Source organism: Treponema sp. SP13 (assembly GCF_050938355.1).
In the GTDB taxonomy this organism is placed as follows: domain Bacteria; phylum Spirochaetota; class Spirochaetia; order Treponematales; family Treponemataceae; genus Treponema_D; species Treponema_D socranskii.
Window position 1 is genome coordinate 1 of the sequence record NZ_JADOVM010000001.1, and the last position, 15,715, is coordinate 15,715.

General features: G+C 45.8%; 17 protein-coding genes and 1 pseudogene. 7 read left to right on the plus strand and 11 right to left on the minus strand.

Annotated elements, in window-relative coordinates; genetic code table 11:
• The 7 genes and pseudogenes from IZU26_RS00005 to IZU26_RS00035 form a co-directional block, all read right to left on the minus strand.
• A pseudogene (locus tag IZU26_RS00005) lies at positions 1-132 on the minus strand (chloramphenicol acetyltransferase); the annotation flags it as partial.
• 214 nt (positions 133-346) lie between these two features.
• Entirely contained in the window at positions 347-751 is a 405-nt protein-coding gene (locus IZU26_RS00010; RefSeq protein ID WP_433275802.1) for a hypothetical protein, read from the minus strand.
• 372 nt (positions 752-1,123) lie between these two features.
• Entirely contained in the window at positions 1,124-2,128 is a 1,005-nt protein-coding gene (locus tag IZU26_RS00015; protein WP_433275804.1) for a hypothetical protein, read from the minus strand.
• A gap of 69 nt (positions 2,129-2,197) precedes the next feature.
• On the minus strand, positions 2,198-2,392 hold the full coding sequence (locus IZU26_RS00020) for a hypothetical protein (RefSeq protein ID WP_433275806.1): 195 nt from the start codon (positions 2,390-2,392) through the stop codon (positions 2,198-2,200).
• On the minus strand, positions 2,386-2,619 hold the full coding sequence (locus IZU26_RS00025; protein ID WP_433275808.1) for an AbrB/MazE/SpoVT family DNA-binding domain-containing protein: 234 nt from the start codon (positions 2,617-2,619) through the stop codon (positions 2,386-2,388). The genes IZU26_RS00020 and IZU26_RS00025 overlap by 7 nt, the downstream gene beginning before the upstream one ends.
• A gap of 146 nt (positions 2,620-2,765) precedes the next feature.
• On the minus strand, positions 2,766-3,038 hold the full coding sequence (locus IZU26_RS00030; RefSeq protein WP_021330987.1) for a BrnA antitoxin family protein: 273 nt from the start codon (positions 3,036-3,038) through the stop codon (positions 2,766-2,768).
• Positions 3,010-3,327: a BrnT family toxin gene (locus IZU26_RS00035; protein WP_310823173.1), complete on the minus strand. Its 318-nt coding sequence runs from the start codon at positions 3,325-3,327 to the stop codon at positions 3,010-3,012. Before IZU26_RS00035 ends, IZU26_RS00030 begins: the two co-directional genes overlap by 29 nt.
• A gap of 496 nt (positions 3,328-3,823) precedes the next feature.
• Between IZU26_RS00035 and IZU26_RS00040 the strand changes: the two genes are divergently transcribed.
• From IZU26_RS00040 to IZU26_RS00065, 6 genes are all read left to right on the plus strand, one after another.
• The gene (locus IZU26_RS00040) at positions 3,824-5,491 is read left to right on the plus strand and encodes a RecQ family ATP-dependent DNA helicase (protein WP_433275811.1); all 1,668 of its coding nucleotides are present in this window, start codon (positions 3,824-3,826) and stop codon (positions 5,489-5,491) included.
• Positions 5,492-5,601: 110 nt separating this feature from the next.
• Positions 5,602-6,861: an ABC transporter substrate-binding protein gene (locus tag IZU26_RS00045; RefSeq protein ID WP_433275813.1), complete on the plus strand. Its 1,260-nt coding sequence runs from the start codon at positions 5,602-5,604 to the stop codon at positions 6,859-6,861.
• A gap of 143 nt (positions 6,862-7,004) precedes the next feature.
• Positions 7,005-7,892, plus strand: a complete 888-nt coding sequence (locus IZU26_RS00050; RefSeq protein ID WP_021330975.1) for a carbohydrate ABC transporter permease — start codon at positions 7,005-7,007, stop codon at positions 7,890-7,892.
• Positions 7,889-8,755, plus strand: coding sequence for a carbohydrate ABC transporter permease (locus IZU26_RS00055; RefSeq protein WP_310823170.1), 867 nt, complete (start codon positions 7,889-7,891; stop codon positions 8,753-8,755). The genes IZU26_RS00050 and IZU26_RS00055 overlap by 4 nt, the downstream gene beginning before the upstream one ends.
• Before the next feature lie 27 nt (positions 8,756-8,782).
• A complete protein-coding gene (locus tag IZU26_RS00060; RefSeq protein ID WP_314742926.1) occupies positions 8,783-10,135 on the plus strand; it encodes an alpha-glucosidase in 1,353 nt (450 codons plus the stop codon).
• 6 nt (positions 10,136-10,141) lie between these two features.
• Complete coding sequence (locus IZU26_RS00065; RefSeq protein WP_433275816.1) at positions 10,142-11,179, plus strand: LacI family DNA-binding transcriptional regulator; 1,038 nt, start codon at positions 10,142-10,144, stop codon at positions 11,177-11,179.
• 109 nt (positions 11,180-11,288) lie between these two features.
• Here the strand turns inward: IZU26_RS00065 and IZU26_RS00070 are convergent, their stop codons facing one another.
• From IZU26_RS00070 to IZU26_RS00085, 4 genes are all read right to left on the minus strand, one after another.
• Entirely contained in the window at positions 11,289-11,504 is a 216-nt protein-coding gene (locus IZU26_RS00070; protein ID WP_433275818.1) for a hypothetical protein, read from the minus strand.
• Between the two features lie 41 nt (positions 11,505-11,545).
• The gene (locus tag IZU26_RS00075) at positions 11,546-12,676 is read right to left on the minus strand and encodes an ABC transporter substrate-binding protein (protein ID WP_433275820.1); all 1,131 of its coding nucleotides are present in this window, start codon (positions 12,674-12,676) and stop codon (positions 11,546-11,548) included.
• A gap of 98 nt (positions 12,677-12,774) precedes the next feature.
• Entirely contained in the window at positions 12,775-13,560 is a 786-nt protein-coding gene (locus IZU26_RS00080) for an ABC transporter ATP-binding protein (protein ID WP_433275822.1), read from the minus strand.
• Complete coding sequence (locus tag IZU26_RS00085; protein ID WP_433275824.1) at positions 13,557-14,570, minus strand: FecCD family ABC transporter permease; 1,014 nt, start codon at positions 14,568-14,570, stop codon at positions 13,557-13,559. The genes IZU26_RS00080 and IZU26_RS00085 overlap by 4 nt, the downstream gene beginning before the upstream one ends.
• 171 nt (positions 14,571-14,741) lie before the next feature.
• On the opposite strand from IZU26_RS00085, the gene IZU26_RS00090 reads away from it, so the two are divergent.
• The gene (locus tag IZU26_RS00090; RefSeq protein WP_433275826.1) at positions 14,742-15,638 is read left to right on the plus strand and encodes a hypothetical protein; all 897 of its coding nucleotides are present in this window, start codon (positions 14,742-14,744) and stop codon (positions 15,636-15,638) included.
• Positions 15,639-15,715 lie beyond the last annotated feature (77 nt).

Consider the following 15,715-nt stretch of genomic DNA (forward strand, 5'->3'; position numbering starts at 1 on the left):
CGAATTTACCGGATCATCGTAATACGAATAATCACCAACGATTATATTTGGATTAGTAATTATATTCTTAATAAAACATACTTGATCAAACCCCTTCATGGGGTGTATTTCATTGGGTTGAGGACCGTACATATAAAACTCCTATAATTATTATGATGAAGATAATTTATATAAATCTTATATGTTCATTTCCGGCCTTTTCTCCTCTCGATTATTACAGATATATATTTACCGCATTTATCTTTAACGTGTAAATAATCTTCTTTCTTGCCCGCCGAAGGCGTCAACCTAACATTCGCTTAACCTGTTATTGATAATTAAATACGGCTTTTCCAATACTCACTATTTATTTCTCGGTCTTCTTTGTCAATGCTATGCGTAACATCAGCAGACTTAAACATAAAGTTACCGGTGTAAATATTATTTTCTCAAAAAGTGTTTTTGCAAGTATATTTCCAACAGTATTAAAAGAAAATATTATAAACAAAATCCACGCAATAATTTTACCGGTTATTTTTTCTGAGAAATATTTTTTGTATAAGAGTACATACAGAAGACAAATTGTTTGTACTAAAATTGAAATTAATTCGAATATAAAAAGTTCACCTTTTGTTTTCAGTTGTCCGCCCCATAAGTAGTCTACAGGTATAATATCCAAAAATATTATTGAAATTATTATAGCAATATGGAAAACCATAAAAACAGAAAAAACAATTTTCAATATCGTTAATGTCTTTTCAATAGAAATCATAGAACCTCATTATATTAATTGAATAATATGGATTTTTATAGATGGTATACGATAAGACAACGCAAATTTTACATTCTCCCCTGCGCGGAGCGTCCGTATAACATATATCAGCCCTCTTTTTATTATACCCGTATTCTTCATTTCTTCAATCAGCCAATCATATTGCAAGTTGCTCAGGGAACTTCGCGCCCGTTGCAAAGCGAAGCGGTGTCTACAAATCGATTGTATCGGCGGGAGTTTTCGGAATCGGTATATCTTTTTCGTCGAAGATGATTTTTTCTATCGAATCTTTTTCAAACAAAATTCTTATGCAATCTCGCCTTGAATATCTGAGACAGGCTTTATTGTTATCATAAAATAGACAAAGGTAAATCACATCTTGTCTATGAGCTTTACCTCAAGCGTATCGCGTTGATACTCTATAGTTTTTACTTCCAGAGTTTCCAAAATTGAAGGAATTATTTTTTCCAATTCAGAATCTTTAATTTTTCTATCAATTGCAATATATAGAATTTTATCTTTACAAGGAAACAGATATACTTCTCTGAATGAATTTGATCCGGTTTTAACAGTCTCTTTTACACCCTCAAGGCCGTTTGCAGTTTTCACTTTTACAACATCCGATTTTTTTACCGAATGTGTTTCCTTTAGAAAATCCCCGAAAGCAATCAAAAAATCCGTCCATGTATCGTGATATGTCGAAAATTCAATAAGTTGAAATGAGCCTATTGAAAAAAATTCCCTAAAAGGTTTTTTAAGTGAAAAACCGGCCCAATAAGAATAATCGACCGTTGAATATACTTTTGCAAAGTTTTCCTGAGTAGGAAAAAGTTTATTTTGGAGTGCGGTAAATTCCTTATACCCGGCCGGTAAAATAAATGAAAAATCATCCTCTTCTATTTTTATTTTACCGCGAATTTCAAAATTGTAATTGCCGGTATAACCGATGTTTTCATCATCAAACATCGCACCGATACACAAGTAATTATCCTCGTAGATATATTCGGAACCGTCTTCAAAAATTATTTTTAAATGAATTAACCATTCATATTCAGAGCCGTAATATTCATCATATAATTCTCTTGTAATTCCCCCAATTCTGCCCGACGGAATTTTCTTAAGAACATATTTACATTTATTGTTTTTTATTTGAACCGGCATTTCGTAACATACGGTTTCATTATTGTTCTTATCGAGAAATAAAAGTTTTGCCGTTCCGGACACAGCTTTTTCTTTCGGTATTGTAAACGTTATTTTTTCGATATCATCTTTATAGTATATCTGCGAGTATTTATACGATGAACTGAAATTTTGCTGAGCATTACAATCGAATAGAAAGATATTAAACAAAACTAAAAATACATAAGTTTTTTTCATTTCCCAACCTTAAAAACGACGGTGGACTTGAACCGTCGCCCGCTTTGAAAACCGTATTATGTGATTTCTCTACTCAATCATCAATTTTATATTATCAACGACAGAATTTATTTCATCTTCCGTTGCCTTTTCGATAAAATCACAGTTTCCTTGACTCCAGTCAAGATTTTTTACTTGGTCGCTCAAAATACAGCCGTTGATAGAATGATTGTCCAATACAATTTCAAAGTCGCCTTTTTCAGGAACATAATTTGATTTTACCATTCTTCTTTACCCGCCGCATAACCTGTTGAAACTTCCGAATGAATGTTATCAGGTGTAACAAGAGCCAGCATATCATCAAGCGATTTTTTCTGAGGAAGAATTACCATTTTGCCCTTTTCAGCAATTACTTCGATTTTACTGCCGCTTCTTACATTGTTATCTTTTGCCCAAAAAGAAGGAATCCTAAAACCGAGGCTGTTGCCCCATTTCTGAACTACTGCCTGCATAACACACCTCCATATAGTGAGAATGTCGGTTTTGGAAGGCGGTGCTTTTTTCATTTTATATCCAATGTGCGCCCCAATATGCGGGCGTCCGAACATCCGCCTAAGCTGCATTTGCAAAGCAGTGTCAGCCTTAAAGCGGAGATAGATTAATAATCACCTGTAGTAACGGCTTTCCTCAAAATAGCATTTATTCTCGTTTGATAACCCTTACCTAAGGATTGAAGTGTTGCAAGAATATCTGAATCTATTTTTATGGAAATTGTTTTTTTAACGGGCGTTACATTCCAATATGCGTCATGCGCCGGTCTTAGTCTTGCAATTTGTTCTTTTGTCAGTTTTGGACTATCCTCATCATACGATATCGGATAATTTTTTATTTCTTCCAATCTTTCAGCCGTTAATTTTTTTGAAGTAATCATAATATTCCTCCCTTAAGTCTTTATCTGCTTGACGTGCGGATATTAACCGTATTCTGTTCTTCTTCTCAGTAAAAAAGACCAGAACTATCAATATTCCGTTCAAGTTTCCGATCCCGTAATACCTATCTTCTTTTTCGGAATGCTCAAAATCATACCCTGTTAAAAAGGCCGGGTCATCGAATACTTCCAATATTTCTTCAAAAGCTATTCCATGCTTTTCAATATTGGCACGGTTTTTCTCTTCATCCCACTCAAAACGATTATCTTTACTTATAATTGTTTTCCCCATGAGTAAAATATATATTGATAAGGATATATTGTCAAATATATTTATTCGTTGAAAGAAAGTATTTTATAATTTACTTTTTTATTCATAAGAAAGGTAAAGTTGGCGCGAAAGTTGCATAAAAAAGGGAGTCGCAGGCAACCGTCTACTGCTTGCTGCAATCCCCTGCAAAGTCCATACCCTGTCGGTCCCGCTTCATAGCCGCAGACAAACAGTATTTCTTCCCGGTGCTTCTTCTTTATTGCCTCCAAATATCTGACTTTTCCAATATATTAAACCTTTTTTATTATACCCATCTTCACAAGTTGCGTGGGGAACTTCGCGCTTCGCGCTCGTCACAAGTTGCGCAAGGAACTTCGCGTTTCGTGCCGCTTGCAAGAGGCTTGTCCGAAAAGTGCTCTGCAATTCCGCGTAAATTTGCTTTTTAAACCGAATTTATTATTGTGGAGGGAATGCCGAGTTCGGCATTCTCCCGGTACAAAAAATAAAAGGGGAAACTATGCAAATCGAAAAAGAAATCTGCAGCGACGGCGAAGCAGGCTTGGACGACGATGCGCTCGGTGCGGCAAAACGCGCTTTCGGCATAAGCTATCTCTATCCGTGGCAGCGCCTCGTCATCGCGAACATCATCGACGCGTACCGCAGCAGGAAGACGGAAACGAATGACGCCGGCGCTACGGAAGCGGACGGCATTGCGGCCGAAGCGAAGAACATTACAAACGATGCGGGCAGCGAAGATGCGGCCGAATACGGCAAGCAGATAGTCCTCCTTCCGACGGGAGCCGGAAAATCTTTGTGCTTTCTCGTTCCCGCCCTGCTTTTGGACGGGCCGACGCTCATCATCTATCCCCTCCTCGCACTCATGGCCGATCAAAGGCGGCGTATGGAGGAAGGAAATATCGGCAATGTTACGTTTCGGGGCAGCCAAAGCGCCGAAGAGCGGGCGGAAAATTTCAATAAAATAAAAGCGGGTGCGAAGATCATTTTGGCGAATCCCGAAGTGCTGCAAAACGAAGCACTGGTCGCCCGCCTTTCCGAATGCGCAATCGCGCACATCGCCATCGACGAAGCGCACTGCGTTTCCGAATGGGGCGACAGTTTCCGCCCTTCGTATTTGACGCTCGGAAACATCATCAAAAAACTCGGCTCGCCCCTCGTCACCGCTTTTACCGCGACGGCTTCTCCCCGAGTGCTTTCCCGCATAGCGGAAGTGCTTTTCGACGGAAGCGCGCGCATCGTGCGATCGGAAAGCGATAGGCCGAATATCCGCTACCGCGTCGAATACAGCTGCTGCAAAAAACACACGGCGCTCATGCTCGCGTACACCGAACAAAGGCCGATGATAATTTTTTGCCCTACGCGAGTCCGCGCCGAAGACATCGCGCGCGATCTTATGCTCTGTTACGGAAAAGAAGCGGCACGCTTTTATCACGCGGGTTTGGAAAAATCGGAAAAAGATGAAATCGAAAAATGGTTTTACGATAAAACCGATGCCGTCCTCTGCGCGACCTGCGCGTACGGTATGGGTGTCGATAAAAAAGACATACGCACGATCGTTCACATCGATGCGCCGAACACGGCCGAACAATATATTCAGGAAGCGGGACGGAGCGGACGCGACGGAAAAGATGCGAACGCGATTTTGCTGTGGAGTCCCGCGGACACTGCCCGCTTTTCACGCTTTCCGAAAGGGAGCCGCGAATACGCGATGAAAGAATTCGCCGAAACGAAAAACTGCCGCAGGCAAGTGCTCCTCGACGCACTCGGCGCGGAACAAGCGGTGTGCAGCGGCTGCGACATCTGCGATGCCGAAAAGAAAGCCGAAGCGAAAGAGAGGTTTTTCCGAACGATGCCTCCGTATAAAAAAATATACTGTCTTGTACGAAATCGTTTTTTCCCGGCTGCGCGCGACGAAGACTTCGCCTTGCGTTTTATCGCAAATCACCGGAACGCATACACAAAAATCGAACTTGAAGGAATGCTGCTGCCGCTCTTAAACGAACGCTCTCAAAAAATCTGCGGCCTCAATACGTGGGAACACGATACCGTTTCCGAACTCGTCTTTCAGCTTGAAAAAAGCGGCCGCATTTGCATAAAAACCTTTCCGTGGAAAGGCAAAGTCGGCATCCCGCGCGGCAATAAACACGTATGTGTAAGTACCGTATAGCGCTTCGCACAATTTTACATAATTTTCTTGACAAAGCCGAAAAACGGGTTTATTCTTTTTATAAATAGGTGTTACGTAACACCTACAAAAGTTTAAAACAGGAGGTTGTGATGAAAAAGCTACTCACCGTACTTTTCATTGTCGTTTTTGCCGCATCGTTGTGTTTTGCGAGCGGAACACAGGACGCAAAAGGAACATCGGTTAAAATGTTTCAGCTGAAGGTTGAAATAAAAGATGCGATCGACTCCTATGCGGCAGACTACAGCGCCGCGACGGGGATTCCGGTAAGTGTCGAAACGCTCGGAGGCGGCGGCGATTACGGCGGAACGCTGAAGGCAAAAGCTCAGTCCGGAAATATGCCCGACATTTTTCAAATTGAAGGACAGGGCGGCTACGATCTTTGGAAAGACTACATTGCCGATTTAAGCGATCAAAGCTGGGTAAAGGATACCGACCTTGCGTTTAAACAAAACGGAAAGGTGTACGGTTTTCCGGTTGCGATCGAAGGATACGGCTTAGCCTACAATGCCGATATTTTGAAAAAGGCCGGCGTCGATCCTGCAAAGCTGACGACCCGCAAAGCCTATGAAGACGCTTTTAAACTTATCGATTCGAAAAAAGCGGAACTCGGGCTTGATTCGGTCGTATCGATGGCGGCCTCCGTTGCCGGCGGTATGTGGTGGGTCGCGGCCCAGCACAACTTGGCCTGCTATTGGGGCGGCGGTCTTGCTTTTGACGATACGTCGATTATCAAGATGGCGCTGAAAGGCAAGCTGGACGAAAAACGCTTCGACCAATACGCGAAATACCTGCAGCTTTTGTTTAAATACGCCGACAAAAACATTTTGCAAAACGGCAGTTACGACAAGCAGGTGTCGGCTTTCGCGCGCGGCAAGGCGGCATTTTTGCATCAAGGCAACTGGGTGGATCCGAACCTGAAGCAGCTGGGCGTTACGTTTAAAATCGGCTATGCGCCGCACGCCTTCCTCGATACCGAAGAAAAAGGTTTGTATCTGTTCGCTCCGAGCTGGTGGTGTGTCAACGCGAAGAGCCCCAACGCCGAAGCCGCAAAAGCCTTTTTGGCTTCCATGGCCGGAACTCCCCAGGGACACGAATTTTTGGTAAAAAAAGCGGGCATGATTCCCGCCTTTAAATCCGTAAAACTGCAGCCGGAAGGCCAGTTGAGCCGCGCGCTTATGGAAGCGAACGCCAAAGGCGGCAACTACGGCGTATTTTTCGGTATGCTGCCCGACGGTGCGGGACGGAACGTGTTCGGCCCCATCTTCGACTTGTTTGCCCAAAACCCGGACGCTATCGATCAATTTAAAGCCGATATGAAAAAGGCCGTTGCGGGACTGCCGAATATGTAAAAAAACGAGGAGGTCGGAAAATCGTTTTTCCGGCCCCGTGTAATTAACATACGTGTAATTAACACACGTGTAATTAAGGAGCTGTCCGAAAGTTGCAATTTTCGGACGGCCGCCGATTTTAGTTTAAGTTTAAGGAAATACCGATGAAACAGAGCCGCACGGTAAATATTTTATTTATTGCTCCCTGCCTGTTTGCTTTTATAATGATAATCGTCATTCCCTTCGGGTTCGGGCTGTATTATTCGCTGACCGATTGGAACGGGGTTCGCAGCAGCGTACAGTTTGTCGGCTTGGCAAACTTCAAATATCTTTTTACCGCTCCCGATTTTTTATATTCGTTTTTGATTACGATAGGCTTTACGCTTATAAACATCGTTTCGGTTAATATTGTCGGTTTTATTTTATCGCTTCTCGTAACTTCGAAAGTCAGATTTCGCAATTTTTATCGGGCGGGCTTTTTCGTTCCCTATCTTATAGGCGGAATCGTTTTAGGTTATATTTGGCAATTTATTTTAAATAATGCGCTGGTAATGCTCGGCAACAAGCTTTCTTTAGGTTTTTTGCAGTCGTCGCTTTTGAGCCGCCCGAATACGGTTATTTGGGTTATGTCCTTTGTAAATACTTGGCAGTATGCCGGATACATTATGCTTATTTTCGTTGCGGCGATTCAGGGAATTCCTTCTTCGCTTTTGGAAGCGGCAAATGTCGACGGCGCGAGCTATTTTACGCGGATTTTCCGCATACTTATTCCGATGATGGCGCATGCGTTTACGATTTCGTTTTTTTTAACGCTCACTTCGTCATTTAAACAATTCGATATGAACTTTACGCTTACAAACGGAGGACCCGCCACCCGCTTTCTCGGTTCGCCGATTAAAGCCAGCCAGCTTTTGGCAATGAATATTTTCGATACGGCGGCGGCAAACCGCATGGCCGAAGCGCAGGCGAAAGCGGTGATTTTATTTTTGGCTTTGGTAATCGTATCGTTGATACAGGTAAATGTGAATAAGCGCAGAGAGGTGGAACTGTGATACGCGGCGGAGAAAAATATACGCACCGGATTCTGGCCGAAATCTTTGCGCTCGTCCTTTTTGTGCTTTTTATGGTGCCGTTTGCAATGGTTGTGCTCAATTCGGCAAAAACGTCAAAAGAAATTATAAACAATGCGTTAAGCCGGCCGGAAAATTGGAAGCAGCTGTTTACGAATATCGGCCTTATTTTCGGCAATGCCACCGTCGATTATCCGGGCGCCTTTGTAGACAGCGTCATTATTACGGCCGTATCGCTTACGGTTATAGTGATCTTTTCGTCAATGTGCGCTTGGGTGCTTGTGCGCAACAGAACCAAGTGGTCGACCCTTATTTTTATGCTTTTCGTTGCGGCGATGGTTATCCCCTTTCAAGTGCTTATGTATCCTTTGGTACGCTGGCTGCGGGTTATAGGCGATTTTTTGCACATACGGCTTTTGGGAACCGTCCACGGCATCGCTTTTGCCTATTTGGGATTCGGCTGTCCGCTTTCGATTTTTATCTTTCACGGATTTATAAAAAATATCCCGTACGAACTTGAAGAATCGGCAACGATAGACGGCTGTTCGCGCGGTATGATTTTTTTCAAAATCGTTTTTCCGCTTTTGCAGCCGATCATCGTTACGGTGCTCATTTTGAACGGCATTTGGATATGGAACGATTACCTGCTCCCGCTTTTGGTTTTGGGTTCCAACGGAAAAGTGCAAACCCTCCCGATTGCGGTAACTTCGTTTGCCGGCGCTTACTTAAAACAGTGGGATTTGATTTTAACGTCAACCCTGCTTGCGATGATTCCGATTATCGTATTATATCTTTTTGCGCAACGCTATATTATCAAGGGAATGGTTGAAGGTTCAATAAAATAACATGGGCATCTTTATGGAGGTTTTTATATGAAGATTGTTTTGGTCGGTGCCGGCAGCGCTCAGTTCGGGTACGGTACGCTCGGCGATATTTTTTGCAGCAAGGTATTAAAAGGAACCGAAGTCGTACTGCACGATATAAACGCTCATACGCTGAAAACGGTATACGAAACGGCGCATGCTTTTATACAAAAGAATAAGCTCGATTTTAAAGTGAAAGCCGAGCTCGACAGAAGAACCGCTTTTAAAGGCGCCGATTTTATTATTTCATCGATCGAAGTCGGCAATCGTTTTGAACTGTGGGATCAGGACTGGAAAGTGCCGCAGCAGTTCGGTATTCATCAAGTATACGGCGAAAACGGAGGTCCCGGCGGCGTGTTCCATTCGCTGCGCATTATTCCGCCGATTTTGGAAATCGTAAAAGATGCGGTTGAAATTTGCCCCGACGCATGGATTTTCAACTATTCAAACCCGATGACCGCGATTTGTACGGCGGTAAACAGAGCGTTCCCCAAAGCGCATTTTGTCGGCATGTGCCACGAAATCGGCTGGCTCGGCAGATGGCTTCCGCCGATGCTCGATATGAAGCTCGACGATATTTATTTTAAAGCGGCGGGTTTGAATCACTTCAGCTGCATGCTCGAAATTAAAAACAAAAAAACGGGCAAAAACCTGTATCCGGAAGTGCTTAAAAAAGCCGATAAGTTTTTTCATTACGAATCCGGCTACAGCGATGTGTGGGACATGTACCGCAAAACGGGAAAATTCGAAGAAACCGAACGCTTTTACCGCCGGCAGTCAAAAGGAAAAAGCGCTTACGAATGGGCAGACCGGCGCCTGCATAAATTCATTTTGGAAACCTACCGCCTGCTTCCGATAACGGTAGACAGCCACTTCGGCGAATACATCGGCTGGGCATGGGATCTTGTCGACCACCGCGGAATTCTCGACTTTTACGATTTTTATAAAGTCGAGCTGCGCGAAAAACCCGCTCAAATAAAGCTCGAAACGCACGAGCGCGTTATTCCGATAATCGACGGTATAATTAAGAATTCCGGCTATGAAGAATCGGCTGTCAATATTCAAAACAACGGGCTTATCGAAGAGCTTCCTTCGTGGATTACGGTTGAAGTTCCCGCCGTTATCGATAAAAACGGTGTTAACGGAATTCCGATTAAAAAGCTGCCCAAAGGGTATGCGGCTTTGCTTCGGAATTACTGCGGCGTGTACGATTTAACCGCCGAAGCCGTTTTGAAAAAGGATAAAAACCTTGTCGTTCAGGCTTTGCTTGCAAACCCGGTCGTCAACACGGCGTCCGTCGTTAAGCCTATGGTTGACCATATGATTAACGCGCAGCGAAAGTGGCTCGGCTATTTAAAATAAAAAAACATGGCGACAATAAAAGAAATTGCGGCGAAAACCGGAGTCAGTGCAACTACCGTTTCCAATGTGTTACACGGAAGGACGGCAAAGGTTTCCGCCGCAAAACTTAAAAAAATTCAATCCGCAATCGAAGCCGAAAAATATACGCCGAATATGGGCGCCGTACTGCTTGCGCACAGTGTTTCGCGCATAATCGGTGTAATCGTTTATATGGATCCGCGAAGCGACGAAACCGTTTTTGAAGATCCGTTTACCGGAGCGATGATCGGCGCCTTGGAACGGAAAATCCGGGAAAGCGGTTATTACATGATGCTGTATGCGGCGCGGGAGCCGCAGGAAATTTTTAAGCTTATCCAAAATTGGAAGCTCGACGGCTTGCTGCTTTTTTGGGTTCCGACCGAAATCTGTTCCGTTGTCCGAAAAAAAACCGATGTGCCCCTTGTTTTTATCGATTGTTATTTTGATGACGACGGATTGGTTTATCATAATATCGGCTTGGATGATTGGCAGGGAACCTATCAGATGACTTGGTATTTGCGCGAAATGGGGCATTCGGCGATAGCGTTTTTAGCCGACCGCAAAGATCCCGTCGGCGGCGATCGCGACCGTTTGGAAGGTTTTATGCAGGCTTTGACGGACAGCGGCATAAAGAATCCCGAAAATCATTTTGTTCCGCTGTCGAAAGACTGCGCCGAACGGACGGACGTTTATAATTTTTTATGCGCGGATAAAAGGCCTTTTACGGCTTTGTTTTTTTCCGCCGACTATTATGCCGCCGAAGCTTTAGCGTACTTTCAAAAACAGGGTTTGTGCATTCCCGAAGATCTTTCCATAGCGGGATTCGACGACAATATTTATGCAAAAGTTGTAAATCCTTCTCTTACAACGGTTTATCAGGATGTGTTTCAGCGCGGCTGCGCCGCCGTCGATATGCTCGTAAAGCTCATTAAAAAACAGCCCGTAGAAGAACCGAATGTTCATTTTCCCGTGCGCTTGATTTTGCGCGATTCCGTTGCGCGCTTAGACTGTGCGAAACGGGTCTGAGCTTGCCCGATAGTATAGTAGCTTGTAAATTATATATCGTATGCTATTGTAGCTATATGCATATACATACGAAAAAAATGATTGCTCCGATAATAATCGTTTTTTTGTACTATGCGGACGAAGATTCCGTTTCATCCGATTCCGCCTTTTGCGTTACCGCCTCCGCTTCGACCCGACGACGTTTTTTCCGTTTGGGTTTTTTCGTATAATTTGCGACAAAGACGGCGAAATCCATAACCAAAAATACGGCGATCGCCGTGCCGATGACGCGTGCGTCCGTGAGTACGGATCCGGCGAGTGAAAGCGTCGAAAAAATATCTTTCATACTGCAATTATCGGCGCTTTCCGTGCGCAGGATAACGATCCTTACGCGCCCCTCGTTCCGGCCGCTCCTTTCGAATCCTGATTGTACATGCGCTTTATCTGCTCGTCGGTCAAATCGATATCGTACATATCTTTAAAATACGACTTCACTTCTTTTTCGACGTCGATATCGCCGAAGAGTTCGGGGTAGACTTTTTTTGCGATCCAGTACAGCGTTACCGGCGTGTCCGCACTCGGCGTATAGCTGCGGTACGTTCCGAGCGGCATTTTGTACACCGTACGGTTTTGCACCGCTTTGATCGGCGACCAATCGTAATTTGCCGTCCTGTTATTGTACAGATCGTCGGCCGTCTGAGAAGTAAAATTGGTTATTAAAATGATATCGGGATTCCACTTGTAGATCTGTTCCATATTGATAACGGCGCTGCTGTTTTCAGCACCTACTTCTTCCGCAACGTTTTTCGCGCCGACGGCGTCGCACCAAAACTGTCCGAAAAAACGCTTGCCGCTCGTAACGATAGTCTTTTCATTGCACATAACCAAAAACATCACTTTTTTGCGGTCGCTTTCGGAAAGGGAGGAAACGCGGGATTGAATCGTTTCATAGACTTTGCGGCTGTATGCGCTTACCGCGTCTTTTTTATCGTTTTCCGGGAAAACCTGACTGAGCAGGTCTATCCAGCCGTCATAGGTATCGAGGATATTGTAATCCCACTTGTTCACGCTGACGGCAAGAACAGACAGTCCCGCCTTTTTGATCGCCTCTTTTTGCTGTAAGCGGTGAGCCGTCGTAAATACGACGTCGGGTTTGAGCGCGAACACTTCTTCGACGTTCAGCGTATCGTTTGCAAAAAAATGCGAATCGATATGCAAATACGACGGGAAAAGTTCTCCGAGCAATCCCGCTTTTGCAGCTCCGATCGATGCGGGCGGAATGCCGACGAGGCGATCGGGGCTTCCCAAAAATACCGTGATGACGGACGGCAGCGGCCACACATCGGCGACGACGACACGTTTGACGTTCGCCGAGATATCGACCCTTTCGTCATCGTGATCGATAACGGTACGCGTCGTCTCTTCTTTTGCCGTCCCCTGCTTCGAGCAGGAAAGCGCGATTACCGAAAGCGTCAAGCACGCAAAAACCGTTCCGATACGGACAATATTCTTTTTCATAATTCCTCCAAAAAAATTTTTGCAGAAAGGTACAACTTTCGAAAAATTTTTTAGTCATGCGCGAAGGCGCACACGTTCCTTCAATTTTATTAACACACTCACACCAAATACAGCGGGACGACGTCCTTGTATATTGCGTTTTGATATTCGAATTCGTTGATGCACACCTGTACGCCGAAAGCCTTTTTCATCGAATCTTCGGTGATGACTTTTTCGACCGCGCCGCTCGTGCTCTCGCCGCTCTTGTTCAGGATGAGCGCTTTGTCGGCGATCTTCATCGCGTGAGCGGGATAGTGCGTGCTGACGACGGCCGAAATACGCCGCTCTTTTGCAAGGCGATAGATCGTATTTAGAATTATCAATTGATTTTTAAAATCCAAATTCGATTCGGGCTCGTCGAATACGAGCATTTCGGGTTCTACCGCAAGAGAACGCGCGATGAGCACCATCTGCAGTTCCCCGCCGCTCATTTCGGTACAGAGTTTATCGCGGAGGGATGCGATACCCGTGTCTTCCATCGCGCGAAGGGCAATGCGTTTGTCTTTTTCATCAGGTTGTTCGAAAGTGCCGAGGTGAGCGCTTCTGCCGAGCAGCACCATGTCGAAGGCGGTAAAACCGAACGCGATCCCCTTTGCCTGCGGAACGTATGCGACGCGCCGCCACAGATCTCTTTGATGCCGGCTTTCAAGAACTCTGCCATCGATAAGAGTTTCGCCCTCATCCCATTTTAATAATCCCGTCATACATTTGAGCAGCGTCGTTTTGCCGGCGCCGTTCGGACCGAGTACGCACAACACTTCTCCGCTTTCGACGGAAAACGAAATGCGATCGAGTACGCGCTCGGTGCCGTAAGCGAAACATCCGCCCCGTACGGAAAAAGTCATGTCCACGCCCCTCCCGTCTTTCGTAAAAGTGCGATAAAAAACGGCGCACCGATAACCGCCGTCAAAATCGAAATCGGAATTTCGGCCGCACTCGCGCTTCTTGCAAAGGTGTCTATAATGATGACGAAGACCGCCCCCAAACTGATGCTGACGGGGATGACGGTGCGGTTGTCGCTGCCCGTGAGCATACGCGACATATGCGGAACGAGCAAGCCCACCCAGCCGACGGAACCGCACATCGACACGGTGGACGCGGTGATAAGAGATGAGGCGACGATGACGAGGAAACGCATCCTGCGGATGTTCATACCCATCGATCTCGCTTCGTCTTCGTTCAGCGACAAAATATTGAGCCGCCAGCGGAGCGCAAAGATGATGAGCGTTCCCGCAGCGATAAACGGAAGCCCGAGCAAAAGCGTTTTATAGCTCGCACCCGACATACTGCCCATAAGCCAATACGTGATCGACGGCAAAATATCCTGCGGATCGGCGGCGAATTTGACGAGGGACACAAAGGCTTGAAAGAGAGCCGAGACGACCATGCCCGAAAGCACGATCATGACGACCGAACTGCCTCCGCGGAATCGTCCTACCGAATACGTGACGGCACAGGCGACGAGGCCGAATACAAGAGCCGAAAGCTGTACGACGATCAAATTGCTGCGGAAAAGAAGCGCCGATACCGCACCGAACGATGCGCCGCTCGCCACTCCGAGCGTATCGGGCGTTGCAAGCGGATTCGTAAACAAACTTTGGAAAGCGGCACCGGCGCAGCTCAAACCCGCTCCGACAAAAGCCGCTAAAATGATGCGCGGCAAGCGGACGCTGAATATGACGGAGCGTTCCACCGCAGTGATCTCAGCCTTCGTTATGCCGGAAAAGAGGATGCGCACCGTGTCGAAAACGCCGAGCGCATAGCGTCCGAATCCGAGACAGATGAGGGCGGTAAAAAGCGGCAGCACGGCGAGAGCGGCAAAGATGATTTTGCGCTGTCCGGCAGTACAATTCATAGTTATGTTTTCCTTTTACATTATAATTAATAATTTTCATTCGAAGATCATCGTACGCAGTTTTCTCAATTAGCAGAGGGTAACGATATTCTTTTCCGCCGATCCTGTCAAGACGATGATTACCCTTGTATCTTTTACCTGTATAGGTTTTTTAAATTAGGACGGAGAATTATGATGCGACATACGCTGTTTTTGATTATCGCGGCGGTGAGCCTTGGCGCTTATCCGACGACCGCAGAGGAGCTGCAAAAAAAATCCGCGCCGCTGTACGGTATAACGCTCGATGCGCTTTCATCCTCTTCAATCGATGCCGTTACGGATGCCGTACGGGCGCTTCCCGTAAAACCCGCCGCGCGCGTCGTCGTCGATGCCGATATAAAGCCGGCAGATTTTATTCCGCTGCTTTCCCGCCTGCACGAAGTCGCGTACATCATGTTGTGTCCCTGCGATTCCGAAGATATGAAACGCTATAAAACCGTCAAAGCGTATACCGCGCGTTTTGCCGACTGCGCTTTGCACCTCGCTCCGTATGTCGATATTTGGGAAGTCGGCAACGAAATCAACGGTGAAGGATGGCTCGGCGGTACGAACGCATTGAATGCGCAGAAAGTCTACGCGGCGTGGGCATATTTGCATTCGCGCGGATATAAGACGGCGCTTACGGCATATATGTTCAAGCCGGGCGATCAGAGCATGACGATGGAAGCGTGGCTTGCAAAGTACGTTCCCGCGGATATGAAAGCCGCGCTCGATTACGTGCTTGTCAGCTATTACGACGAAGACAACGACGGCGAACACGAAGATTGGAACACCGTATTCGAAAACCTGTATCAAATGTTTCCCAATTCACGGCTCGGCTTCGGCGAATGCGGCTTCGCATCTCCGCACAGGGCAGGAAGCGCTTTTAATAAACAAGCCGATGCGTATTACCTCATGGCGCCGTATAACGACCGCTATGTCGGCGGATACTTTTGGTGGTACTGGCAAGAAGACTGCGTTCCGCACAAAAACAATCCGCGCTGGCGAAAGATGTACGACAATCTTCGTCTGATGAAAGAGCTGTTTTAAAAATCACATGAATGCAAAATCGAAACTATCGTATTCGAAATCGATTTTCGCAATATTTGCCGCGCTTTATCGCTCTT

Coding starts and splice junctions, on each gene's coding strand:
- IZU26_RS00015 (WP_433275804.1), bottom strand. CDS start 2,128: ATGAAAAAAACTTATGTATTTTTAGTTTTGTTTAATATCTTTCTATTC.
- IZU26_RS00080 (WP_433275822.1), bottom strand. CDS start 13,560: ATGACTTTTTCCGTACGGGGCGGATGTTTCGCTTACGGCACCGAGCGC.
- IZU26_RS00070 (WP_433275818.1), bottom strand. CDS start 11,504: ATGAAAGATATTTTTTCGACGCTTTCACTCGCCGGATCCGTACTCACG.
- IZU26_RS00085 (WP_433275824.1), bottom strand. CDS start 14,570: ATGAATTGTACTGCCGGACAGCGCAAAATCATCTTTGCCGCTCTCGCC.
- IZU26_RS00020 (WP_433275806.1), bottom strand. CDS start 2,392: ATGGTAAAATCAAATTATGTTCCTGAAAAAGGCGACTTTGAAATTGTA.
- IZU26_RS00090 (WP_433275826.1), top strand. CDS start 14,742: ATGATGCGACATACGCTGTTTTTGATTATCGCGGCGGTGAGCCTTGGC.
- IZU26_RS00060 (WP_314742926.1), top strand. CDS start 8,783: ATGAAGATTGTTTTGGTCGGTGCCGGCAGCGCTCAGTTCGGGTACGGT.
- IZU26_RS00040 (WP_433275811.1), top strand. CDS start 3,824: ATGCAAATCGAAAAAGAAATCTGCAGCGACGGCGAAGCAGGCTTGGAC.
- IZU26_RS00010 (WP_433275802.1), bottom strand. CDS start 751: ATGATTTCTATTGAAAAGACATTAACGATATTGAAAATTGTTTTTTCT.
- IZU26_RS00035 (WP_310823173.1), bottom strand. CDS start 3,327: ATGGGGAAAACAATTATAAGTAAAGATAATCGTTTTGAGTGGGATGAA.
- IZU26_RS00030 (WP_021330987.1), bottom strand. CDS start 3,038: ATGATTACTTCAAAAAAATTAACGGCTGAAAGATTGGAAGAAATAAAA.
- IZU26_RS00065 (WP_433275816.1), top strand. CDS start 10,142: ATGGCGACAATAAAAGAAATTGCGGCGAAAACCGGAGTCAGTGCAACT.
- IZU26_RS00075 (WP_433275820.1), bottom strand. CDS start 12,676: ATGAAAAAGAATATTGTCCGTATCGGAACGGTTTTTGCGTGCTTGACG.
- IZU26_RS00025 (WP_433275808.1), bottom strand. CDS start 2,619: ATGCAGGCAGTAGTTCAGAAATGGGGCAACAGCCTCGGTTTTAGGATT.
- IZU26_RS00050 (WP_021330975.1), top strand. CDS start 7,005: ATGAAACAGAGCCGCACGGTAAATATTTTATTTATTGCTCCCTGCCTG.
- IZU26_RS00045 (WP_433275813.1), top strand. CDS start 5,602: ATGAAAAAGCTACTCACCGTACTTTTCATTGTCGTTTTTGCCGCATCG.